The following is a 22,903-nucleotide window of genomic DNA, read 5'->3' as shown; positions in this document are numbered from 1 at the left end:
GCCCGGCCCGCGAGGCCCGGTCAGGCCGCCGACTCCAGCAGCAGCGAGATGCCCTGCCCGACGCCGATGCACATGGTGGCGAGGGCTCGCCGGCCGCCCCGGCGGCGCAGTTCCAGCGCGGCGGTGAGCGCCAGCCGGGCGCCGCTGGCGCCCAGCGGGTGGCCGAGGGCGATGGCGCCGCCGTTCGGGTTGACGTGCTCGGCGTCCTCCGGCAGCCCCAGTTCGCGCAGCACCGCCACGGACTGGGCGGCGAACGCCTCGTTCAGCTCGATCACGTCGACGTCGGCCAGGCGCAGGCCCTGCCGGTCGAGCAGCTTGCGGGTGGCCGGGACCGGACCGATGCCCATGATCCGGGGCGGCACGCCGGCCGCCGCCGCGCCGGTCACCCGGGCCAGCGGGGTGAGACCGTAGCGGGAGACGGCGGCCTCGGAGGCGACCAGCAGGGCCACCGCGCCGTCGTTGACGCCGGACGAGTTGCCGGCGGTGACCGTGCCGCCCTCGCGGAACGGGGTGGGCAGCGCGGCGAGCTTCTCCAGCGAGGTCTCCCGGGGGTGCTCGTCGACCTCGACCAGCTTCGTCTCGCGCCGGCCGGCCGGAACGGTCACCGGCACGATCTCCTCGGCCAGCCGGCCGTCGGCCTGCGCCTTGGCGGCGCGCTGCTGGGAGCGCAGGGCGAACTCGTCCTGCGCCGCGCGGTCGATGCCGAACTCGGCGGCCACGTTCTCCGCCGTCTCCGGCATCGAGTCGATCCCCCAGCCCTGCTTCATCAGCGGGTTGACCAGCCGCCAGCCGATGGTGGTGTCGTACACCTCGGCGGTGCGGGAGAATGGGGTGGCCGCCTTCGGCATGACGAAGGGCGCCCGGCTCATGCTCTCCACCCCGCCGGCGACCACCAGGTCGGCCTCCCCGGCGACGATCGCGCGGGCGGCGGTGGCGAGGGCGTCCAGGCCGGAGCCGCAGAGCCGGTTGACCGTGCTGCCCGGGATCTCCTCGGGCAGCCCGCCGAGCAGCGCCGCCATCCGGGCCACGTTGCGGTTGTCCTCGCCGGCCTGGTTGGCGCAGCCGAGGATCACGTCGTCGGTGCGGGCCCAGTCCACGGACGGGTGCCGGGCGACCAACTCGCGGATCACGTGCGCGGCCAGGTCGTCGGGGCGTACCCCGGCGAGGGCGCCGGCGTACCGGCCGATCGGGGTGCGGACTCCGGTCACGAGGTATGCCACGGTCATGGTGCTGCGTCCTTCGGGGGTGGGAAGGGGCTGGCGGCGGCGTCCCCCGGGTCCCGGGGACGCCCGGCGCCAGGATATCCGCGCCCGGAACGGATAGGTTGACGGCATGGCCCGGGCCCAGTTCAGCGCAGAGAGCACCCGCAGCGGGGAGTTCGTCCGCCAGCCCAACCGGTTCACCGGTCGGGTCACCCCGCACTCGACCTCCCCGGAGGGCGGTGGCCCCGACGACCAGGACCGCTGGCCGCTGGAGGCCGGCCGGTATCGGTTGATCTGGTGCCGGGCCTGCCCGTGGGCGCACCGGGCCCGGATCGTCCGCAGCCTGCTCGGGCTGGAGGACGTGATCTCGCTGGGCACGGTCGACCCGATCCGGGACGAGCGGGGCTGGCGGTTCGCGCTCGATCCGGACGGCTTCGACCCGGTGCTGGGGATCAGCTTCCTCTCCGACGCGTACCTGGCGACCGACCCGGACTACACCGGCCGGGTGACCGTGCCGGCGCTGGTGGACACGCTGACCGGGCGGGTGGTCACCAACGACTATCCGCAGCTCACCCTGGACTTCTCCACCGAGTGGCGGCGGTTCCACAAGCCGGGCGCGCCGGACCTCTACCCGGTCGAACTGCGCCCGGAGATGGACGCGCTGATGGCGGAGATCCACCGGGACGTCAACAACGGGGTCTACCGGTGCGGCTTCGCCACCTCGCAGCAGGCGTACGACGAGGCGTACACGGCGCTCTTCGCCCGGCTGGACGCGCTGTCGGAGCGGCTGTCCGGGCGTCGCTACCTGATGGGCGACCAGATCACCGAGGCGGACGTGCGGCTGTTCACCACGCTGGTCCGGTTCGACGTGGCGTACCACGGGCACTTCAAGTGCAACCGGCAGAAGCTCACCGAGATGCCGGTGCTCTGGGCGTACGCGCGAGACCTGTTCCAGACCCCGGGCTTCGGCGAGACGGTGGACTTCGACCACATCAAGCGGCACTACTACGCCACCCACGAAATGATCAACCCGACCCGGATCGTGCCGCTAGGTCCGGACCTGTCCGGCTGGACCACGCCGCACGGGCGTGGCTGATCCCGGCGTAATCCGGGCCGCCGCCGCGTCCGCCGCCGCCGGCTGCATCGTGGCCGGCACGGTCGCCGTGACGGTCGCCGTGGTCGCCGGTCCCGGTCCGGGCCTGACCGGGTACGTCAGCGAGGCCGGCGTCACCGACAGCGGGTACGCCGGGGCGTACCGGATCGGGGTCTTCGCCCTGGCGGCGGCGCTGCTGCTGCTCGCGGCGGCGCTGCCTCCGGCGCTGCGCCCGGCGGCGGTGCTGCTCGCCGTCGGCGGGGCCGGCACGGTGCTCTCCGGCGCGGTGACGTGCAGCGCCGGCTGCCCGCTTCCGCCGTTCGAGGCCGCCACCGTGGCGGACCTGGTGCACGGCGGCGCGAGCATCGCCGCCACCGCCGCGGTGGTCTTCGCGATGCTGGCCCTGGTCGTCGCCCCGGTCGTGGACCCGCCGCTGCGCCGGATCGCCGGGGTTGGGGTGACGCTGGCCCTGCCGCTCTCCGCGGCGATCGGGCTGGCCATGCTGACCGTGGGGCGGGGCGGCCTGGTGGGTGTGCTGGAGCGGCTGCTGCTGGCGGTGGCCGCCCTCTGGGGCCTGGCCACCGCCGCCCGGCTCGGCCTGGCCCGAGGCGGGGTGCCGGCGCGATCGGATCCGGCCTGATTCGAGGCCGGTCCGGTCGTCGGCGGTCAGGGCTTGACGGCGAGCACGGGCCGGTCGGCGTCGAGCAGGATGCGCTGCGCCGCGCTGCCCATGATCAGCTTGCCCACCGGCGAGCGGCGGCGCAGGCCGATCACGATCACCGAGGCGTCAACCGCCTCGGCGACGCGGACCACCTCGTCGGCGAGGTCCCCGGCGTGCGCTTCCTGGCGGAACTCGACGTCGACCCCGGCGGCAGTCGCGCGCTCGACGAGCGCCGCCACGGTGTCCTCGTCGGCCAGGTCGGCGCTGACCAGGGCGCCCTCCCGCGGGGTGTTGAGCACCACCAGCCGTTCCTGGCGCCGGCCGGCCTCGGCGAGCGCGGCGGTGAAGGCGGCGTTGCCCTCGGGGGTGGGGAGGTAGGCGGCGAGGACGGTCACACGAGCTCCTTGTCCTGAGTTGCGGTCTCCGACGGGACGGCCGCCGGCCGGCGCCGGCGAAGGGCGGTGCGCAGCGGCGGCAGCAGGGCCACGAGCAGGAACGCGACGAACAGGGTCCCGGAGATCGGCCGGGTGAAGAAGCCGGTCGCGTCGCCGTCGAAGATCAGCAGCGAGCGGCGCAGGGATTCCTCCAGCAGCGAGCCCAGCACGAAGGCCAGCACCAGCGGGCCCGGATCGAAGCCGAGCTTCTTCATCAGGTAGCCGAGGGCGCCGAAGACGATCACCAGACCAATGTCGAAGACGCTGTTTCGCACCGTGTAGACGCCGATCAGCGTGATCAATACCGTGACGGGGGCGAGGATCGTGGCCCGCACCTTGAGGATCTTCACGAACAGGCCGACCAGCGGGATGCTCATGATCAGCAGCAGGATGTTGCCGATGTACATCGAGTTGACCACGCCCCAGAACAGGTCGGGGTCCTGCTCGACCAACTGCGGGCCGGGGGTCACGCCCTGGATCAGCAGCGCGCCGAAGATCACCGCCATGGTCGCGTTGGCCGGGATGCCGAGGGTAAGCAGTGGGATGAACGACGACGTGGCGGCAGCGTTGTTGGCCGTCTCCGGCGCGGCAACGCCTTCGACGGCGCCCTTGCCAAACCGCTCGGGGTGCTTGGCGCGGCGCTTCTCAAGCGCGTAGGCGGCCAGCGAGGAGAGGGTGGCGCCGCCGCCGGGCAGGATGCCCAGCACGAAGCCCACCAGGGAGCCACGGCCGATCGCCCCGGACGACTGACGCAGGTCGGCCCGCGACGGCCACACGTTTGCCACGGCGACCGGGGCCTGCGCGGCCCGATGGCGTTCCTCGAGGTTGTAGAGGATCTCGCCGAGGCCGAAGAGTCCCATGGCGATCGGGACGAAATCCAGGCCGTCGGCCAGCGACAGGTTGTCGAAGGTGAACCGCTCGGCGCCCGTGAAGCCGTCCTGGCCGACGGTGGCGAGCAGCAGGCCGACGCACGCGGCGATGACCGCCTTGAGGCGTCCGCCGCTGCTGATCGTGGCGACCAGCAGAATGCCGAGCAGGGCCAGGGCCGTGTACTCGGGCGGGCCGAAGTCCAGGGCGAAGCCCGCCACCAGGGGGGCGACGAGGGTCAGGGCGATGATCGAGACGGTGCCGCCGACGAAGGAGCCGATGGCGGCGATGCCGAGTGCGGTGCCGGCCCGGCCCTGGCGGGCCATCGCGTGGCCGTCAAAGACGGTCACCACGGAGGACGCCTCGCCGGGGAGCCGCAGAAGGACGGAGGTGATGGTGCCGCCGTACTGGGCGCCGTAGAAGATGCCGGCGAGCATGATCACCGCGGTCACCGGCTCGATGCCGAAGGTGACCGGCAGCAGGATCGCGATGGTCGCTGCTGGGCCGAGGCCGGGCAGGACGCCGATCAGCATGCCGATGACGACGCCGATCAGGCAGTAGAGCAGGTTGGTCGGCTCCAGTACGACGCCGAAGCCGTGGAGCACCGGGGCGAAATCCACGGACCCTCCTAGAACAGGTGCGGGATGGGGACCGAGAAGGCCGCCACGAACAGGAGATAGAAGGCGACCACCACACCCAGGCTCGTGAGGATCGAGGTGCGCCAGCCCTCCCGGCCCAGGACCCGCAGCCAGACGAAGGCGAGCAGGGCGGCCGGGATCTCGAAGCCGATCACGCTGATGACCGCGACGAAGACGACCATGGTGGCCAGGCCGCCGAGGACCAGCAGGCTGGCCCGGGAGAACCGCTCGGCGTCAGTGGTGCGCCGGGCCGTGGCGAGCAGGCCCAGGCCCAGCAGGACGAGCGCGCCGCTGACCAGTAGCGGCCAGGTGCCGGCCTCGGGGCTGCGAGCGGTCCCGAGGCCGAGTCTGCTGGAGCCGATGAGCGCGGCGATGCCGAGCGCCACGACCGCCGCGGCGGTCAGGGTGTTGCTGAGCGTCCCGGCCGCGGGCGGACGGCCCTCGTGCTCGGCTTCCTCGACGCGGTGGATCGCCTCCTCGAGGCTGAGCTCCTCGCCGGCGGAATCACCGCCCCGGGGGGTGGCCCCGGCGGCGGTGTCGCCGCCGGGGCTGCCCGGTGTTCCGTGGTGGACCGAACTCACTTCGCCTCGCCGAGCTGGATGTTGTACTTCTGGACGACAGCGCGGTACTTGTCCAGGTTCGCGGTCCACTGCTTGCGCAGTTCCTCGCCGTCCACCTCGTTGGGGGTGAGCAGGTTGTCCTCGTTGAACTTCTTGTAGGCATCGGCCTGGAACGCCTTCTGGAACGAGGCGCGCAGGGCATCGATGACCTCCTTCGGCGTGCCCTTCGGGGCGAAGATCGCCCGCGACTGCTGCACGGGCACGTCGTGGCCGGCCTCCACCGCGGTCGGGGTGTCGGGCAGGTACGTCGGGCGCTTCTCGGCGAACGTCACGATCGGGGTGAGCTTGCCGGCCTTGACCTGCTCGATGGCCTCGCCCAGCTGGACCGAGCCGACGTCCACCTGGCCGCCGAGCACCGCGGTGAGGGTGGGCGACCCGCCCTTGAAGGGAACGGCCTTGGCCGGAATGTTCGCCTGGCGGAACAGCAGCTCCTGCGACAGCTGGCTGCCGGTGCCGACGCCGGTGGTGCCGAAGGTGATCGGGCGGCCGGCCTTGGCCAGGTCGTCGACGGTCTTGAAGCCGGACTTGGCGGCCGTGACCATCACGTAGTCGTCCTGGCTGATGCCGGTGACGATGTCGTAGTCGGCCATGTCGGGTGCCTGGCCCGCGGCGACGGCCAGCGGCGTGATGTAGGCGAGGCTGCCGTTGTAGACCATCAGGGTGTGCCCGTCGGCCTTCTTGCCGGCCAACTCCTTGGCGGCCAGGCCGCCGTTGGCGCCGGGCTTGTTCTCGACGGTCACCGGGACGCCGAGGTCGTTGGAGACCTTGTCGGCGAGCGCCCGCGCGATGAGGTCGGTGCTGCCGCCCGGGTCCTGCCCGACCAGGATGGTGATCGGGGACTTCCCCGGGAACTTTGCGTCGTCGGAGCCGCCGCCGCCGACATTGCCGCCGCAGGCGGCGAGCGAGAGGGCCAGGGCGAACCCGGCACCCGCCGTCGCCCACCGGCGCACGCGCTTGATCGTCATGTGGTTCTCCTCTTAGCACAGCCATGTTTCATCGGTGGGCGCTGTGAGTGGGGTCACGGACGCCTGAATGACCGGAGCCTAGGAACGTGGGCTCATGCCTGTCCAAATCCAATGGAGCATCAATTGATACCTTCTTGACATGGCCTTTACGTTGGAGCAACTTCGCGGCTTCGTAACGGTGGCCGAGGAGCTGCACTTCGGTCGCGCGGCCGCCCGGCTGCAGATGACGCAGCCCCCCTTGAGTCGGCAGATCCAGAAGCTGGAGCGGATCGTGGGCGCCCAGCTGCTGGAGCGGGACAACCGGCGGGTCACCCTCACCGCGGCCGGCGCGGCGTTCCTGGTCGAGGCCCGCCGACTGCTCATTCTCGCCGACACCGCTCCCGAGCTGGCCAGACGGGTGTCGTCCGGGGCCAGCGGGATGATCCGGATCGGGTTCACCGCCGCCTCGGCGTACGGGGTCCTCGGCGAACTGCTCAACGAGCTGAGCCGCGAGCTGCCCGACGTCGCCGTCGAGCTGGCCGAGATGGTGACCCGCGAGCAGGTCGCCGGCCTGCTCAAGGAGGAGGTCGACCTCGGACTGGCCCGCCCACCCTTCGACGAGGAGGCCTTCGGCTCGCGGCTGCTGCACCGGGAGGCGCTGCTCGTCGCCGCTCCGGTGGGCCATCGGCTGCTGGAGCTGGGCCGGCCGGCGACGGCCGCGGACCTGGCGGGCGAGCCGGTGGTCATGCATTCGCCGACCAGGGCGAAGTACTTCTACGACCTGGTCGCAGGCGTGGTACCCATCGCCGCGGAGAACACCGTGCACACGGTGAGTCAGGTGCTGACCATGCTCTGGCTCGTGGCGGCCGGTCGTGGCGTCGCCTTCGTCCCCGAGTCCGCCGCGCGGCTGCCCATCGACGGGGTGGCGTTCGTCCGGCTGGAGACACCCACGCCCAAGCCGGCGGAGCTCCACCTGCTGTGGGCCAGGGAATCGAAGAACCCCGCCCTGTGGCGGGCGCTCGAGGTGCTGGAGCGGCGGGCCGGCGACTCTTGATACCTCCCGGGCATCGCTCGATGCGGAAGTACTCTTGGACATGCATCGTCAACGGTTCCTACGGTGACCCCGACCACCGTCCGCGCCCTTGATCGGCTGCGGCGCGGACCCGCTGGACCCAAGGACACGATCACCGTGACGCTGCTATCCCCGGACGCTCTCGCTGACCGCCTGAAGTCGGGCCTGCTCTCCTTCCCCGTCACCCACTTCGACGCCGACCTGCAGTTCGACGAGGCCCGGTACCGCGAGCACCTGGCCTGGCAGGCGAGCTTCGACGTCGCCGGCCTGTTCGCCGCGGGCGGCACCGGCGAGGGCTTCTCGCTCACCTCCGCCGAGCTGGACCGGGTCGTCCGGGCCGCCGTCGACGAGGTGGCGGGCAAGGTCCCGGTCATCGCGCCAGCGACCGGCGGCACCGCCCTCTCCGTCGCCCAGGCACAGGCCGCCCAGGCCGCCGGCGCCGACGGCGTGCTGCTGTTCCCGCCGTACCTCACCGAGGCCAGCCAGCACGGCTTGGTCGAGCACATCAGCGCCGTGTGCCGCGCGACCGACCTGGGCGTCATCGTCTACAGCCGGGCGAACGCGGTGCTCACCGACGCCACCGTCGCCGAGATCGCCGACCGCAACCCGAACCTGATCGGGCTCAAGGACGGCATCGGCGACATCGAGCGGATGACCCGCACGTACGCCCGGGTCGGCGACCGGCTCATCTACATCGGCGGGCTGCCGACGGCCGAGACGTTCGCCCTGCCGCTGCTGCAACTCGGGGTGAGCACCTACTCCTCGGCGCTGTACAACTTCCTGCCCGAGTTCGCGCTCCGGTTCTACGCGGCCGTCCGCGCCCAGGACCGGCCGGCGGTCTACCGGATGCTCACCGACTTCGTGATCCCCTATCTGGACATCCGGGACCGGGCCAAGGGGTACGCCGTCTCCATCATCAAGGCCGGCCTGACCGCGGTCGGCCGCGACGGCGGCCCGGTCCGGCCCCCGCTGGCCGACCTGACCGAGACCGAGCTCGCCGAGCTGACCACCCTGATCGAGAAGATCTCCTGACCAGCTCACCGACACCGAGAGGATGGCGATGACCGGCCGCACCCCGACCGTGGCCCGTGTCGAGGCGGTGCCCGTCGCGGGGCACGACAGCATGCTGCTCAACCTCAGCGGCGCGCACGGGCCCTTCTTCACCCGCAACATCGCCATCGTCACGGACAGCGAGGGCCGGATCGGTGTCGGCGAGGTGCCCGGCGGCGAGGCGATCCGCCGCACCATCGAGGAGGCCGGCCCGTTGCTGGTCGGGCAGCCGATCTCCCGGTACGCCCGGCTGCTGCGCGCGGTCGGCGACGCGTTCGCCGACCGCGACGCCGGCGGGCGCGGGCTGCAGACCTTCGACCTGCGGACCACGGTCCACGCGGTGACCGCGCTGGAGTCCGCGCTGCTGGACCTGCTCGGCCAGCACCTCGGCGTGCCCGTCGCGGAGCTGCTCGGCGACGGGCAGCAACGCGACGCCGTGCCGATGCTCGGCTACCTCTTCTACGTCGGTGACCGCCGCTGCACCGACCTGCCCTACCTCGCCGAACCCGACCCCGCCGACGACTGGGAACGGCTACGCCGGGAACCGGCGCTGACCCCCGACGCGATCGTGGCGCTGGCCGAGGCGGCGCGCGCCCGCTACGGGTTCACCGACTTCAAGCTCAAGGGCGGCGTGCTGGCCGGCGAGCAGGAAGTCGCCGCGGTCCGCGCCCTCGCCGCGCGGTTCCCGGACGCCCGCATCACGCTCGATCCGAACGGCGGCTGGCTGCTGGCCGAGGCCGTCGAGCTCTGCCGCGACCTGCACGGTGTGCTGGCGTACGCGGAGGATCCGGTCGGCGCCGAGGGCGGATTCTCCGGTCGCGAGGTGATGGCGGAGTTCCGGCGGCGCACCGGCCTGCCGACGGCCACCAACATGATCGCCACCGACTGGCGCCAGCTGGCCCACGCGGTCCGGTCGAACGCGGTCGACATTCCCCTGGCCGATCCGCACTTCTGGACGATGCGCGGCTCGGTCCGGGTCGCCCAGCTGTGCCACGAGTTCGGCCTCACCTGGGGCTCGCACTCCAACAACCACTTCGACATCTCGCTGGCGATGTTCACCCACGTGGGCGCGGCCGCCCCCGGCGACATCACCGCCCTCGACACGCACTGGATCTGGCAGGACGGGCAGTCGCTCACCCGGGCGCCGCTGCGCATCCGGGACGGGCGGATCGCCGTGCCCACCGCGCCCGGACTGGGGATCGAGCTGGACCGCGACGCCCTGGCGGCCGCGCACGAGCTGTACCTGGCGCACGGCCTCGGCGCCCGCGACGACGCGGTCGCGATGAAGTACCTCGTCCCCGGCTGGGCGTTCGACCCCAAGCGCCCCTGCCTGGTCCGCTGACGACCGCCCTGACGCCCGAGCAAGGAGAGACATGACCAGCGCCAACCCTTCCGCCGTGCTCGACCGGATCGAGTCGGTGACCCTCTCGTCGGTCACCCTGCCGCTGCCCACCGGAATCAGCGACGCGAAGGTGCTCACCGGCCGGCAGCGGCCGATGACGGAGGTGGCGTTCCTCTTCGCCGAGATCCGCACCGAGGCCGGCTTCGAGGGCGTCGGCTTCAGCTACTCCAAGCGGGCCGGCGGGCCGGCCCAGTTCGCGCACGCCCGGGAGGTCGCCCCCGACCTGATCGGTGAGGACCCCAGCGACATCGGCCGGCTCTGGACCAAGCTCGTCTGGGCCGGCGCCTCGGTCGGGCGCAGCGGCGCGGCCACCCAGGCGCTGGCCGCGATCGACGTCGCGCTCTGGGACCTCAAGGCGAAGCGGGCCGGGCTGCCGCTGGCCAAGCTGCTGGGCGCCCACCGCGACTCGGTCCGCTGCTACAACACCTCCGGGGGCTTCCTGCACGAGCCGATCGAGCAGGTGCTGGAGAATGCGACGCGGACCCTGGAGTCGGGCGTCGGCGGCATCAAGATCAAGGTGGGCCAGCCCGACTCGGCGGAGGACCTGCGCCGGGTCCGCGCCGTCCGGGAACACCTCGGCGAGGCCGTGCCGTTCATGGTCGACGCCAACCAGCAGTGGGACCGGCCAACCGCCATGCGGGTCGGCCGGGCGCTGGAGGAGTTCGGGCTGGTGTGGATCGAGGAGCCGCTGGACGCGTACGACGCCGAGGGGCACGCCCAGCTCGCCCGGTCGCTGGACACCGCGGTGGCCACCGGCGAGATGCTGACCAGCGTCGCGGAGCACTACGAGCTGATCCGCGCCGGCGCGGTGGACATCCTCCAGCCCGACGCCCCCCGCATCGGCGGCATCACCCAGTTCCTCAAGCTCGCCACGCTGGCCGACCACAGCAACCTGCAACTGGCGCCGCACTTCGCCATGGAGATCCACGTGCACCTGGCGGCCGCCTACCCGCACGAGCCGTGGGTGGAGCACTTCGACTGGCTGTACCCGCTGTTCAACGAGCGCCTGGAGACGCGCGGCGGGCGCATGTACCTTTCCGACCGGCCGGGCCTGGGCGTCACGCTGAGCGAGCAGGCCCGCGCCTGGACCGTGGACCGGGTCCACGTCACCGCCGCCCGCTGAACCACACCTTGGAGGTAATCCGCATGTCCGACGTCGTCAGCATCGACCCCCGGACCGGCCAGGCGGTCGAGGTCGTCGCCCAGGAGACGACCACCGCCGAGGTGGACCGGCTCTGCGCGGCCGCCCTCGCCGCCGCCCCCGGCCTGGAGGCGCTCGGCCGCAGCGGGCGGGCGGCGCTGCTGCGTACCCTCGCCGACGCGCTCGAGGCCCGGCGCGAGGACGTCGTCGCCGTCGCCGACCGGGAGACGGCGCTCGGCCCGACCCGGCTGACCGGCGAGCTCACCCGCACCTGCTACCAGCTGCGCCTGTTCGCCGAGGTGCTGGACGAGGGCAGCTACCTCGAGGCGACGATCGACCACGCCGGCGACACCCCGATGGGTCCCCGCCCCGACCTGCGCCGGATGCTCGTCCCGATCGGCCCGGTCGCGGTCTTCGGCGCCAGCAACTTCCCGCTGGCCTTCTCCGTGCCCGGCGGCGACACCGCCTCGGCGCTCGCGGCCGGCTGCCCGGTGGTCGTCAAGGCGCATGGTTCCCACCCCGCCACGTCGCAGCTGGTGTTCGACATCCTGGCGACCGCCGCCGGCAAGGCCGGCGCACCCGACGGCACGCTGGGCCTGGTCCACGGCGTGCAGGCCGGTGCGGACCTCGTCGCGCACCCGGCGATCCGGGCCGTGGGCTTCACCGGTTCGGTCACCGGCGGGCGGGCGCTGCTGCAGATCATCGAGCGGCGGCCCGACCCGGTGCCGTTCTTCGGTGAGCTCAGCAGCCTCAACCCCGTCGTCGTGACGCCGCAGGCGGCCGCGGAGCGGGGGTCGGCGATCGGCGGCGAACTCGTCGGCTCCTTCACCCTCGGCGGCGGCCAGTTCTGCACCAAGCCCGGCCTGGTGTTCGTGCCGGCCGGCCCGGACGGCGACGCGGTGGTCGACGCCATGGCGGAGGCGGTCCGGGCGAGCGGCGCTCCGGTGTTGCTCAACGAGGGCATCGCCGCCGCGTACGACCGGATCGCCGGCGGCCTCGCCGCGGCGCCCGGCGTCACGGTGCTGGCCCGCGGTGCGGAGCCGGAGGGTGCCGGCTTCGAGGCGGCGCCCCTGCTGCTGGCGACGTCGGCGCGGGGGCTGCCGCCGCAGGTCACCGAGGAGTGCTTCGGGCCGGTGTCGGTGGTGGCCCGCTACGACGGTCCGGCCGAGCTGTTCGCCGCGCTGGACGGGATGCCCTCGTCGCTGACCGCGACCGTGCTGCGCGGCCAGGGCGAGACGGAGCTGCCCCTGGCGGTCTCCGAGCAGGTGCGCCCGCGGGCCGGTCGGCTGATCTACGACGCCTACCCGACCGGCGTGGCCGTTTCCTGGGCCCAGCACCACGGTGGGCCGTGGCCGTCGACCAACACCCAGCACACCTCCGTGGGCACCACGGCGATCCGGCGGTTCCTGCGCCCGGTCACCTGGCAGGGGGCCCCCGCCGACCTGCTCCCGCCCGAGCTCGCCGACGACTACCGCGCCATCCCGCGGCGGGTCGACGGCGTTCTCGAGCTGCCCCGATGACCATCCGGACCGCCGTCGCACCGCCGGCCGCCGCGGGGCGGCCGGCGGACGCCGGATCCGCCGCGGCATGAGCGGCACGGCCGCGCACACCGCCGGGTGAACGCCGTCATCGGCGGCTTCGCCGCCCTGGTCGCGGTGATCGCCGTCGGCTGGATCGTCGGCCGAGCCGGCATCCTGGGCCCCGGCGCCGGCGGCGTGCTGTCGCGGTTGTCCTACTTCGTGGCGACGCCCGCACTGCTGCTGCTCACGCTGGCGAAGGCCGATCCGGCGGAGCTCGTGTCGGCCGCCCTCGTCGCCACCGCCGGCAGCGCGCTGCTCAGCGCGCTGCTGTACGCGGCGCTGGCCCGGTGGCGCTGGCGGTCGGCGCCGGCCGCGCTGGCGGTCGGCGGCCTCGCCTCGGGCTACGTCAACGCGGGCAACCTGGGCGTACCCATCGCGGCCTACGTCCTCGGGGACGCGTCGTTCGTGGCCCCGGTGCTGCTGTTCCAGGTGCTGGTCATGGCACCCATCGGGCTGGCCGTCCTGGCCGGCTCCCAGCCGGCAGGCGACGCCCCAGCCCGCTGGCGGCTGCTCACCCAGCCGCTCCGTACGCCGGTCGTGGTGGGTTGCGGCCTGGGTGTGCTCGTCGCGGCCACCGGCCTGAAGCTGCCGCCGCTGGTGCTCCAGCCGATCGAGCTCACCGCCGCCCTCGCAGTGCCCGCCGCGTTGCTGGCGTACGGGATGAGCCTGCACGGGGCACCACGTCCCGCGTCCGGCGACGGGGCATCGCGGGTGTGGCTGGCCGTGGCGCTGAAGACCCTCGCCCAGCCGGCGCTGGCCTACGCCCTCGGTCGGTGGGCCGCCGGCCTCTCGGGGGTGGCGTTGCTGGCGGTCACGGTCACCTCGGCCCTGCCGACCGCGCAGAACGTCTTCGTCTACGCCTCGTCCTACGACCGGGACACCCTGCTGGCCCGGGACACCGTGCTGCTCACCACCGTCCTGTCCGTGCCCGTGCTCGTCGGGCTCGCCGTGCTGCTGGGCGGCACCTGATCGCCATCCCGCGGGTTCGGAGCGCGATTCCGCGAAGGTATTCACCCATGCCCGGGTGGACTTGGACAGGCATCGTCGCGGGCTTCTAGCGTGGCGGCATGATCGTGTCGAGGAGCGGCTCGGACGAGGACTGGGACGCCGTCCTCGTTGGCGGCGGGATCATGAGCGCCACCCTGGGCGTGCTGCTGAGCGAGGTGCAGCCGGACTGGCGGATCGCGGTCGTCGAGCGGCTCGACGAGGCCGGCCTCGAGAGTTCGAGCGCCTGGCACAACGCCGGCACGGGCCACGCAGGGCTCTGCGAGTTCAACTACACGCCCCGCCGTCCCGACGGCACGGTGGACGCGTCGAGCGCGGTACGGATCGGCGAGCAGTTCGTCTCCTCCCTGGTGTTCTGGTCGCGTCTGGTGGAGCGGGGGGTGCTCGGACCGCCCGCGGCGTTCGTCCGCTCGGTCCCGCACCTGGGCTTCGGCCGCGGCGCGGCCGGCGTGGCGTACCTGCGGGCCCGGTGGGAGGCCCTGCGGGACCATCCGCTCTTCGCCGACCTCGAGTTCACCGAGGACCCCGACGCTCTCGCCGCCTGGCTGCCGCTGATATGCCGGGGCCGGACCGGGGACGAACCCGTGGCGGCCACCCGCTCGACACAGGGCACGGATGTCGACTTCGGCGTCCTCACCCGGCAACTCCTGTCGGCCCTGCGGGAACGCGGCGGCACCGTACGCACCGGCCAGGAGGTCAGGTCCCTACGCGGGCACGGGAACACCTGGCTGGTGCAGGTCCGCGACCGCCGGACGGGGCACCGCCGGCGGCTGCGGACGCCGTACGTCTTCGTCGGGGCCGGGGGCGGGACCCTGCCGCTGCTGCAGTCGGCCCGGATCCCGGAGATCCGGCGGTACGGCGCCTTCCCGATCAGTGGCCGGTTCCTGCGTACCGACCGGCCCGAGCTCGTGGCCGCCCACCGGGGCAAGGCGTACGGGCACGCCGCGCCGGGCGCCCCGCCGATCTCGGTGCCGCACCTGGACCTGCGCGTCGTGGACGGGCGGGAGAGCCTGCTCTTCGGACCGTTCGCGGCCTTCTCCCCCCGCTTCCTCACCCGCGGCCGGTGGACCGACCTGCCGCGCTCGGTCCGGCCTGGCAACCTCGCGGTGCTGCTGGCCGCCGCCCGGGACAACCGCTCGCTGGTGGCCTACCTCGTCCGCCAGGTCACCCAGTCGGCGGCCGCCCGGACCGCCGCGCTACGCCAGTTCGTGCCGTCCGCGCGGGCCGACGACTGGACGCTGCTGACCGCCGGTCAGCGGGTGCAGATTCTCAAGAAGACCGGCGGTCGCGGCACGATGGTGGGCTTCGGCACCGAGATCGTCACCTCGGCAGGTGGCTCCCTGGCAGCCCTGCTCGGCGCCTCGCCCGGCGCCTCGACCGCCGCGTCGACCATGCTCGACGTGCTCGCCGCGAGCTTTCCCGAACGGATGCCGGAGTGGGGACCACGGCTGGAGCGGCTCGCCCCGTCCACCGAGACGGTGCGGCAGCTCGACCCCGACCGGCTCGGCGACACCCTGGCCCGCGCCCGCCGGGTGCTCGGCCCGGTGCCGGTGACCACGACGGGGGCGAAGCACTCGTGACCGCGGACCTCATCGGCCGGCTGCGGCAGGTGGTCGGGCCCGCCGCCGTGCTCACCGACCCGGCCGACCTGGCCGGCTACGTCAGCGACTGGCGGGCCGCGTACGCGGGCACCGCCGCGGCGGTCGTGCGGCCGGGCCGGACGGAGGAGGTGGCCGCGGTCGTCGCGCGGTGCGCCGAGGCGGGCGTCGCGGTGGTCCCGCAGGGCGGCAACACGGGGCTGTGCGGCGGGGCGGTCCCGGACCGCTCCGGCCGTCAGGTGGTGCTCTCCCTGACCCGGATGCGGCGCGTCCGCGACCTCGACGTTGCCAACCAGACCATCACGGTGGAGGCCGGCGCGGTCCTGCGGTCGGTGCAGGAGGCCGCTGCCGCCGCCGGCCAACTCTTCCCGCTCTCGCTGGGCGCGGAGGGAAGCTGCACGATCGGCGGCAACCTCGCGACCAACGCCGGCGGGACCGGCGTGCTCCGCTACGGGACGATGCGCGACCTGACCCTCGGGCTGGAGGTCGTGCTCCCGGACGGGCGGATCTGGAACGGGCTGCGCGGACTGCGGAAGGACAACACCGGCTACGACCTCAAGCAGCTGTTCATCGGCTCGGAGGGCACGCTCGGCGTGATCACCGCAGCCGTGCTGAAGCTCTTTCCCGCGGTCCGCAGCCGCGCGACGGCCTGGGTGGCCCTGCCGAACCCGCAGGCGGCGGTCGAGCTGATCGGGGTGCTCCGGGAATTGGCCGGCGACCGGCTGACCGGCTTTGAGATCATGTCCCGGCAGAGTGTGGAGTTCGTGCTGCGCCACGTGACGGGCGCGCGTGACCCGCTCGGCGACCGCCAGCCCTGGTACGCGCTGGTGGAGCTCAGCGACACGCTGCCCGCCGCCGGCCTCGACGAGGTGATCGAGTCGGCGCTGGGCGAGGCGTTCGAGAAGGGTGTGGTGGTGGACGGCGTCGTCGCCGCCGGCCCGGCGCAGGCCGCCGCCCTGTGGGCGCTGCGCGAGGGCATCTCGGAGGCGCAGAACCACGAGGGCCCCAGCCTCAAGCACGACGTCAGCGTGCCGGTCAGCCGCATCCCGGCGTTCGTGGCCCGCACCGACCGGGCACTCGAGGAGGCCGTCCCGGGCATCCGGATCGTGACGTACGGCCACATCGGCGACGGCAACCTGCACTACAACCTCAGCAAACCCGAGGGCAGCGACGACGCCGAGTTCCGGGCGCGCGCCGCGACCCTCGCCCGCGTCATCTACGACTCGGCCGGCGCGTTCGACGGGAGCATCAGCGCCGAGCACGGGCTCGGGCAGGCGAAGCGGGAGATCATCGCCGACTACAAGGACGGCCACGAGCTGGAGCTGATGCGGGGGCTCAAGCGGCTGTTCGACCCGCGCGGGCTGATGAATCCCGGGAAGGTGCTGCCGGGCTGACGGCTGTAAGGAGCATCACTCTCGTCGATCCTTCCGCCGTTGGCTGGGCGGGGAGTAGCGTCGGCGGGCGATGACCAACGTCTGGCACCTGACCGTGCGCCTGTACGTCGACCTCCGACGGCAGGCCAGCGGCATCTGTCCGGCGCAGCCTCGTTCCTGACGCTGCCCCCGACCGCCCTCTCCCAGACCTTGGACGCATCCTCATGGCCTCCGCCCTGCGCAAGTTCCCTTTCTCCGTGCAGATCCTGCTCGGCCTCGTGCTCGGCGTGGCGCTCGGCTTCCTCGCCCGCGCCAACGACCTCGCCTGGCTGACCAGCACCCTCGACACCGTCGGCCACCTCTTCGTCCAGCTCCTCAAGCTGGCCGTGCCCCCGCTGGTCTTCACCGCCATCGTGGTCAGCGTGGTCAGCCTGCGCGGCGTGGCCAACGCCGCCCGGCTGGCGCTGAAGACCCTGCTCTGGTTCGGCATCACCGCACTGATCGCGGTGAGCCTCGGCATCGGCCTCGGCCTGCTCACCGACCCGGGCAAGGGGGTCACCCTCGACCTGGCCGGCGCCGCCGCGCCGAAGAAGACCGGCTCCTGGACCGACTTCCTCACCGGCATCGTCCCGACCAACCCGGTCGGCGCGTTCGTCGAGGGCAACGTCCTCCAGATCGTCTTCCTCGCCCTGGTGGTCGGCGCCGCCGCCCTGCTGATCGGTGAGGCCGCCGAGCCGTTCGTGGCGCTCAACCGCTCGGTGCTCGCCATCGTGCAGAAGGCGCTCTGGTGGGTCATCCGGCTCGCCCCGATCGGCACGCTCGGCCTGATCGGCAACGCCGTCGCCTCGTACGGCTGGGACCTGCTGGCCCCGCTCGCCAAGTTCACCACCGCCGTCTACGTCGGCTGCGCGATCGTGCTCTTCGTGGTCTACCCGCTGCTGCTGGTGGCCGCCGGCCGGCTCAACCCGCTGCGCTTCTTCGCCGGCGCCTGGCCCGCCATCGAGCTGGCCTTCGTCTCCCGCTCCTCGGTGGGCACCATGCCGGTGACCCAGCGCTCGGTCGAGCGGCTCGGCGTCCCCCGCGAGTACGCCTCCTTCGCGGTGCCGTTCGGCGCCACCACGAAGATGGACGGCTGCGCGGCCATCTACCCGGCCCTGGCCGCGATCTTCGTGGCGCAGGTGTTCGGGGTGCACCTGGGCGTCACCGACTACCTGCTGATCGCCTTCGTCTCGGTGGTCGGCTCGGCCGCCACGGCGGGTCTGACCGGTGCGATCGTCATGCTCACCCTGACCCTGAGCACGCTGGGCCTGCCGCTGGCCGGCGCCGGCCTGCTGCTGGCCATCGACCCGATCCTGGACATGATCCGCACCGCCACCAACGTGGCCGGCCAGGCGCTCGTGCCGACCATCGTGGCCGCCCGCGAGGGCACCCTCGACCGGACGGCGTACGACTCGGCCGGCAAGCGGGACCTCGTGGACGCGGACGAGACGGACCGGCCCGCCGAACGGCTCGCCCCCGTCCCCGCCTGAGCACGTCGCACGAAGGAGGGCCCCCGGGCCCTCCTTCGTCGTATCCGAGGAGGATCACCCGCATGAGTGCCCTGTTCACCCCGCTCGCCCTGCGCGGCGTCACCCTGCCCAACCGGGTCGCCATGGCCCCGATGTGCCAGTACAGCGCCGGCCCGGACGGCCTGCCCACCGACTGGCACCGCGTCCACCTCGGTTCCCGCGCCGTCGGCGGGGCCGGGCTGATCATCACCGAGGCCACCGCCGTGGTGCCCGAGGGTCGGATCAGCCCCCAGGACACCGGGCTCTGGTCCGGCGCGCACGTCGACGCGTGGCGGCCGGTCACCGCGTTCCTCACCGCGCAGGGGGCGGTGCCGGCCGTGCAGCTGGCGCACGCCGGGTTCAAGGCGTCGACGTACCGGCCGTGGGCCGGCCACCGGGGCGGCGTGCCGGACGCCGAGGGCGGCTGGACGCCGGTCGGCCCCGGCGACGAGCCGTTCCTGCCCGACTACCGGCGGCCGACCGCGCTCGACCGGGCCGGCATCGCCCGGGTGGTCGAGGCGTTCGCCGTCGCCGCCGGGCGGGCGCTGGACGCCGGCTTCCGCGCCGTGGAGATCCACGCCGCGCACGGCTACCTGCTGCACGAGTTCCTCTCCCCGCTGACCAACCACCGGAACGACGCGTACGGCGGCGACCGGGCGGGCCGGATGCGGCTCACCCTGGAGGTGGCCCGGGCGGTCCGCGCCACCGTCGGCGAGGCGGTGCCGGTGCTCACCCGGATCTCCGCCACGGACTGGGTGGACGGCGGGTGGACCGTCGAGGACAGCGTGGTGCTCGCCGGCGAGCTGGCCGCCGCCGGCGTGGACCTGGTGGACGCCTCCTCCGGGGGCGCCTCGGCCGGGGCGAGCATCCCGGTCGGCCCGGGCTACCAGGTGCCCCTGGCCGCCCGGATCCGCCGCGACGCGGGCGTGCCGACCGGCGCGGTCGGCCTGATCGTCGAGCCGGAGCAGGCCGAGCAGATCGTCGCCGGCGGCGAGGCCGACCTGGTGCTGCTCGGCCGGGAGCTGCTGCGTGACCCGTACTGGACGCGCCGCGCCGCCGCCAAGCTCGGCGCCACCCCCGACTGGCCGAACCAGTACACCCGCGCCTTCTGACCCCACTCCTATTTCGCCGATGTGGCGGTATCCCGGCGCCGGGATACCGCCACATCGGGCATCGGGTGCCGGTCAGCCGGCCAGGTGCCCCCAGTCGTTCTCCAGGTCGCGCCACGACCCCTGCGCCACCACCGCCCCGTCGACCAGCACCACGACGTGGTCGGCCCGGACCAGCGCGGCGCGTTTGGCGGTCGAGCCGACCACGGTCACCCCGTGCTCCCGCAGCGCCGCCCAGAGCGCCAGCTCGGTGGTGACGTCCAGGGCGGACGACACGTCGTCGGCGACCAGCAGCTCGGTACGCGGCGCCAGCGCCCGGGCCAGCGCCAGCCGCTGGAGCTGCCCGCCGGAGAGCCGGGTGCCCTTGTGCCCGATGAGCAGCCCGAGCCCGCCCCCGGCGGCGGCCAGGTCGTGGTCGAGCTGGGCGGTCGACACCGCCTCGGCGGCGTCCACCTGGTGCCCGAGCGCGATGTTGTCGGCCACGGTGCCGGAGAGCACCCGGGGCAGCTGCCCGACGTACCCGACCTGGTTGGGACGGAGGAACAGCTCCGGCTCGGTCACCGGCTCGCCGTTCCAGCGCAGCGTGCCGGTGTGGTGGACGATCCCGGCCAGGGCCCGCAGCAGCGACGACTTGCCAGAGCCGACCGGCCCGACCACCAGCACCAGCTGCCCCCGGTCGACGGTGAGGTCGACGTCCCGGACGGCGAGGGCGCCGTCGGAGTGCAGCGCGCCGAACCCGGCGAGCTCCAGCCGGCGCAACGGATGCCGGGGCGGCGGCTCCGGCGCCGGGGCGGTCCCGGCGGCCAGGTCCACCCCCGGCACCGCCGCGGAGTACGTGCCGACCCCGGTCATCGCCACGGTCCGCCGGGTCCACACCCGCGCCGACGGGTAGTGCGAGACCAGCGACGCGGTGGTCCAGGCGAACCAGCGGGCCGCCCCCAGGGTGGAGACCGCCACCAGGGTCGCTCCGGCGGAGAGCCCACCGGCCAGGTAGAGCGCCCACGCCCCGATCGGCAGCAGCCCGCTGGCCATCGACGGGGTGGACCGGGCCCACACCTGCATGGCGATCTCCCGGCGTTGCCGGTCGCTGCGGACGGTGTCCAGCGCCGCGAGATGGTCCAGCACCGGCCCGGTGGCGCCGGCGAGCTTCACCGTACGGGCGGCGGAGAGCGAGGAGACCAGCGCGGTGGCGAACGCGGCCCGGGCCTTGACGGTGCCGCCGGCCGTGCGTTCCAGCCGGGGCGCGAACAGCGTCGCCGCCAGCCCGGAGACCACCATCGTCCCGAGGAAAAACAGCCCCGGCACGAAGCTGCCCGTCACCAGGGTCATGGTGATCACGATGGCCAGCGAGATGAACTGGTCCATCAGGTTGTCGGCGAGCTGCACCACCCGCTCGGTGTCGCCGCCCTGGGCGACCACCTCGGCGGGGGTGTGCTTGCTGACCCGGCGGGCACCGGTCTGCCCGTGCACCAGGCGCAGGCTGATCCGCAGCATCTGCCGGATCCACCACTGCGGGAACCAGAGGTTGGTCAGGTACGGCAGCGGCAGGACGAGCAGCAGCGCGGCCACGATGCCCAACGCCGGCAGCCAGGGGTCTCCCCCGGCGATCACCTCGGCCCAGAGCCAGGGCAGCACCGAGCCGTCCAGCCCGAGCAGGGTCAGCACGACGAACAGTCCGATGGAGACCAGGCCGTACCGGGGGTCGTTGGTGCCCAGCCGCAGGATCTCCCGCAGCGTCCGCGCGGGCGGCGGGGCGGGCAGCGGCGGCGGTTCGGTACGCGGCGCGGCGACCTGCCGCGGCACGGCGACCTGGTCGGCCGGCTCGGCGACCCACCCGTCATCCGGTCCGTCGAGCAGCTCCACCCCGCCGCGGCGACCACCGGTCCCCGCGTACGCGCTGGCGTGGCTGGTGGCGAGCAGCTCGGCGAAGCGGGCGGACTCGCGCAGCGGGCCGGCCTCCAGCACGGCACCGTCGCCCATCACCACGACCTCGTCGCAGCGGCGCACCGAGGAGAGCCGGTGCGCGATGACGATGCCGATCCGGCCGGCGAGCAGCCGTTCGGTGGCCTGGCGTACCCGGGTCTCGGTGACCGGGTCGAGCCGGGCGGTGGCCTCGTCGAGGATCACCACCTGCGGGTCCCGGACCAGGATCCGGGCGAACGCCACGAGCTGCTCCTGCCCGGCGGAGAGCGCCTGCCCACCCTCACCCAGCCGGGTGTGCACCCCGTCGGGGAGTTCGGCGATCCAGCCGGCCAGGCCCAGCTCCTCCAGTGCCCGGGTGGCGTCGTCGAGCAGGGCCGGGTCGAACAGGGCCACATTCTCGGCGAGGGTGCCGGCCAGGATCTCGGTGCGCTGCGGCACCACCGCGATCCACCGGCGCAGCGCCTCGACGTCCAGGTCGACCAGGTCGGTGTCGCCGAGGAACACGCTGCCGCGCGGCACGTCCACGGCCCGGGTGAGCACCTTTGCCAACGTCGACTTGCCCGACCCGGTCCGCCCGACCAGGGCGTACGACCGGCCGCGGGCGAAGGTGAGCCGGATGTCGCGCAGCGCCGGCCCCCGCTCGTCCCCGACGGCGGGGTAACGGAAGGTGAGCCCGCGGACGGTCAGGTCCCCGTCGACCGGGGCGAGACCGCCGGCGGGCTCCTGCGCGGCGGTGGAGAGCAGCTGCACCCGGGCCCAGGCGCCGAGCGCGTACTGCAGGTGCGGCACCCAGCGGGCGATGTGCTCGACGGTCGCGCCGAAGGCGAGGGCGAGCAGCCAGATCGCGGTGAGCCGGGCGCCGTCGACCCGGTCGGTGGCGAGCGCCCACGCCCCGGCGAGCACCACGGCGGCGATGCCGGCCCGGATGCCGCCGGCGGCGAGCGCGGTGACCTGGGCGGACATCCGGAACACCCGGCCGCCCCGGGCGATCACCTCGGCGGCCCGGCGGGCGTAGAGGCGCAGCACGTACGGCCGGGCGAGGCTGGTCCGCACGTCGTCCTGGCCGTGCACCGCCTCCTCCATCACGGCGGCGAGGTCGGACCAGGCCTCCTCCTCGGCCATCCGGGCCGGGGCGATCCGGCTGGTGGGGCGGCGCAGCACCACGCCGAGCAGCACGGTCAGCACGATCATCCCGACGCCGGCCGGCCACCAGACGACCAGCGCGCTGACCGTGGCGAGCAGGCAGACGCCGAGCCCCTGCGCCAGGCGTACGCCGGTGTTCCGCATCTCGGAGGCCACCTGGTAGACGTCGTTGTCGATGCGGTCGAGCAGCTCGCCGACGGGGGTGGTCTCCAGGGTGGGCAGGTCCTGCCCGAGCGCCACCCGGCACAGCCGCCGCCGCACGTCGGCGGACCAGTCCGCGGTGAGCCCGGCCATCAGCAGCCCGATGAGCAGGTCGCTGACCACGACGGCGACCAGCGCCACGGCCAGGGCGGTGAACCAGCCGACCGACCGGTGCACCAGCACCGGCCCGGCCAGGGCGGACGCGGCCGCCTGACCGCCGGCGCCGAGCACGATGAGCAGGAGGACGACCGCCATCCGACGTGGTGCGGTGGCCCAGAGGTCACGGAGCAGGCGCATGGA

General features: G+C 73.6%; 18 protein-coding genes. 12 read left to right on the top strand and 6 right to left on the bottom strand.

The genetic code is table 11. The annotated features are described in order from the left end of the window. Positions 1-20 precede the first annotated feature (20 nt). Positions 21-1,226, bottom strand: a complete 1,206-nt coding sequence (gene pcaF / locus FXF52_RS08060) for a 3-oxoadipyl-CoA thiolase (protein WP_148794979.1) — start codon at positions 1,224-1,226, stop codon at positions 21-23. Between the two features lie 106 nt (positions 1,227-1,332). Between pcaF and FXF52_RS08055 the strand changes: the two genes are divergently transcribed. Both FXF52_RS08055 and FXF52_RS08050 read left to right on the top strand, forming a co-directional pair. Then, positions 1,333-2,298, top strand: coding sequence for a glutathione S-transferase family protein (locus FXF52_RS08055; protein WP_148794977.1), 966 nt, complete (start codon positions 1,333-1,335; stop codon positions 2,296-2,298). Continuing rightward, entirely contained in the window at positions 2,291-2,935 is a 645-nt protein-coding gene (locus FXF52_RS08050; protein WP_255471805.1) for a DUF998 domain-containing protein, read from the top strand. The genes FXF52_RS08055 and FXF52_RS08050 overlap by 8 nt, the downstream gene beginning before the upstream one ends. Before the next feature lie 26 nt (positions 2,936-2,961). On the opposite strand, the gene FXF52_RS08045 is transcribed toward FXF52_RS08050, so the two are convergent. Genes FXF52_RS08045 through FXF52_RS08030 form a run of 4 tightly spaced genes read right to left on the bottom strand, consistent with a single transcriptional unit; the run spans position 2,962 to position 6,480 of the window. Then, on the bottom strand, positions 2,962-3,351 hold the full coding sequence (locus FXF52_RS08045; RefSeq protein WP_148794975.1) for a universal stress protein: 390 nt from the start codon (positions 3,349-3,351) through the stop codon (positions 2,962-2,964). Continuing rightward, complete coding sequence (locus FXF52_RS08040) at positions 3,348-4,877, bottom strand: tripartite tricarboxylate transporter permease (protein WP_148794972.1); 1,530 nt, start codon at positions 4,875-4,877, stop codon at positions 3,348-3,350. Before FXF52_RS08040 ends, FXF52_RS08045 begins: the two co-directional genes overlap by 4 nt. Positions 4,878-4,885: 8 nt before the next feature. Next, positions 4,886-5,476: a tripartite tricarboxylate transporter TctB family protein gene (locus FXF52_RS08035; protein WP_148794970.1), complete on the bottom strand. Its 591-nt coding sequence runs from the start codon at positions 5,474-5,476 to the stop codon at positions 4,886-4,888. After that, on the bottom strand, positions 5,473-6,480 hold the full coding sequence (locus tag FXF52_RS08030) for a tripartite tricarboxylate transporter substrate binding protein (RefSeq protein WP_148794969.1): 1,008 nt from the start codon (positions 6,478-6,480) through the stop codon (positions 5,473-5,475). Before FXF52_RS08030 ends, FXF52_RS08035 begins: the two co-directional genes overlap by 4 nt. 139 nt (positions 6,481-6,619) lie before the next feature. Between FXF52_RS08030 and FXF52_RS08025 the strand changes: the two genes are divergently transcribed. The 10 genes from FXF52_RS08025 (at position 6,620) to FXF52_RS07980 (ending at position 19,339) form a co-directional block, all read left to right on the top strand. Next, positions 6,620-7,513 (top strand): LysR family transcriptional regulator, encoded by an 894-nt coding sequence (locus tag FXF52_RS08025; protein ID WP_148794967.1) that lies wholly within the window; start codon positions 6,620-6,622, stop codon positions 7,511-7,513. Positions 7,514-7,576: 63 nt separating this feature from the next. Continuing rightward, positions 7,577-8,563, top strand: coding sequence for a 5-dehydro-4-deoxyglucarate dehydratase (gene kdgD, locus FXF52_RS08020; protein ID WP_222870446.1), 987 nt, complete (start codon positions 7,577-7,579; stop codon positions 8,561-8,563). A gap of 28 nt (positions 8,564-8,591) precedes the next feature. Then, positions 8,592-9,923, top strand: a complete 1,332-nt coding sequence (locus FXF52_RS08015) for an enolase C-terminal domain-like protein (protein WP_148794965.1) — start codon at positions 8,592-8,594, stop codon at positions 9,921-9,923. 31 nt (positions 9,924-9,954) lie between these two features. Further along, entirely contained in the window at positions 9,955-11,106 is a 1,152-nt protein-coding gene (locus FXF52_RS08010) for a mandelate racemase/muconate lactonizing enzyme family protein (RefSeq protein WP_148794963.1), read from the top strand. 23 nt (positions 11,107-11,129) lie between these two features. Beyond that, the gene (locus FXF52_RS08005; protein WP_148794961.1) at positions 11,130-12,644 is read left to right on the top strand and encodes an aldehyde dehydrogenase (NADP(+)); all 1,515 of its coding nucleotides are present in this window, start codon (positions 11,130-11,132) and stop codon (positions 12,642-12,644) included. 96 nt (positions 12,645-12,740) lie between these two features. Further along, positions 12,741-13,673, top strand: coding sequence for an AEC family transporter (locus FXF52_RS08000; protein WP_148794959.1), 933 nt, complete (start codon positions 12,741-12,743; stop codon positions 13,671-13,673). A 98-nt stretch (positions 13,674-13,771) separates the two neighbouring features. Beyond that, on the top strand, positions 13,772-15,289 hold the full coding sequence (mqo, locus tag FXF52_RS07995; protein ID WP_148794957.1) for a malate dehydrogenase (quinone): 1,518 nt from the start codon (positions 13,772-13,774) through the stop codon (positions 15,287-15,289). Continuing rightward, positions 15,286-16,701: an FAD-binding oxidoreductase gene (locus FXF52_RS07990; protein ID WP_148794955.1), complete on the top strand. Its 1,416-nt coding sequence runs from the start codon at positions 15,286-15,288 to the stop codon at positions 16,699-16,701. The genes mqo and FXF52_RS07990 overlap by 4 nt, the downstream gene beginning before the upstream one ends. Before the next feature lie 215 nt (positions 16,702-16,916). Beyond that, complete coding sequence (locus tag FXF52_RS07985; RefSeq protein ID WP_187413389.1) at positions 16,917-18,209, top strand: dicarboxylate/amino acid:cation symporter; 1,293 nt, start codon at positions 16,917-16,919, stop codon at positions 18,207-18,209. A 62-nt stretch (positions 18,210-18,271) separates the two neighbouring features. Continuing rightward, positions 18,272-19,339 (top strand): NADH:flavin oxidoreductase/NADH oxidase, encoded by a 1,068-nt coding sequence (locus FXF52_RS07980; protein ID WP_148794951.1) that lies wholly within the window; start codon positions 18,272-18,274, stop codon positions 19,337-19,339. Positions 19,340-19,411: 72 nt separating this feature from the next. Here the strand turns inward: FXF52_RS07980 and FXF52_RS07975 are convergent, their stop codons facing one another. Further along, positions 19,412-22,900 (bottom strand): ABC transporter ATP-binding protein/permease, encoded by a 3,489-nt coding sequence (locus tag FXF52_RS07975; RefSeq protein WP_148794949.1) that lies wholly within the window; start codon positions 22,898-22,900, stop codon positions 19,412-19,414. Positions 22,901-22,903 lie beyond the last annotated feature (3 nt).

Origin of the sequence: Micromonospora sp. MP36, from assembly GCF_008119785.1 — a bacterium.
Lineage (GTDB): Bacteria > Actinomycetota > Actinomycetes > Mycobacteriales > Micromonosporaceae > Micromonospora.
This window is presented reverse-complemented; position numbering and strand designations above follow the sequence as displayed.

What these genes read in the sequence shown, in the direction of transcription:
- pcaF (WP_148794979.1), bottom strand. Translation starts at nt 1,226, where the DNA reads ATGACCGTGGCATACCTCGTGACCGGAGTCCGCACCCCGATCGGCCGG.
- FXF52_RS08055 (WP_148794977.1), top strand. Translation starts at nt 1,333, where the DNA reads ATGGCCCGGGCCCAGTTCAGCGCAGAGAGCACCCGCAGCGGGGAGTTC.
- FXF52_RS08030 (WP_148794969.1), bottom strand. Translation starts at nt 6,480, where the DNA reads ATGACGATCAAGCGCGTGCGCCGGTGGGCGACGGCGGGTGCCGGGTTC.
- FXF52_RS08025 (WP_148794967.1), top strand. Translation starts at nt 6,620, where the DNA reads ATGGCCTTTACGTTGGAGCAACTTCGCGGCTTCGTAACGGTGGCCGAG.
- FXF52_RS08015 (WP_148794965.1), top strand. Translation starts at nt 8,592, where the DNA reads ATGACCGGCCGCACCCCGACCGTGGCCCGTGTCGAGGCGGTGCCCGTC.
- FXF52_RS08010 (WP_148794963.1), top strand. Translation starts at nt 9,955, where the DNA reads ATGACCAGCGCCAACCCTTCCGCCGTGCTCGACCGGATCGAGTCGGTG.
- FXF52_RS08005 (WP_148794961.1), top strand. Translation starts at nt 11,130, where the DNA reads ATGTCCGACGTCGTCAGCATCGACCCCCGGACCGGCCAGGCGGTCGAG.
- mqo (WP_148794957.1), top strand. Translation starts at nt 13,772, where the DNA reads ATGATCGTGTCGAGGAGCGGCTCGGACGAGGACTGGGACGCCGTCCTC.
- FXF52_RS07980 (WP_148794951.1), top strand. Translation starts at nt 18,272, where the DNA reads ATGAGTGCCCTGTTCACCCCGCTCGCCCTGCGCGGCGTCACCCTGCCC.
- FXF52_RS07975 (WP_148794949.1), bottom strand. Translation starts at nt 22,900, where the DNA reads ATGCGCCTGCTCCGTGACCTCTGGGCCACCGCACCACGTCGGATGGCG.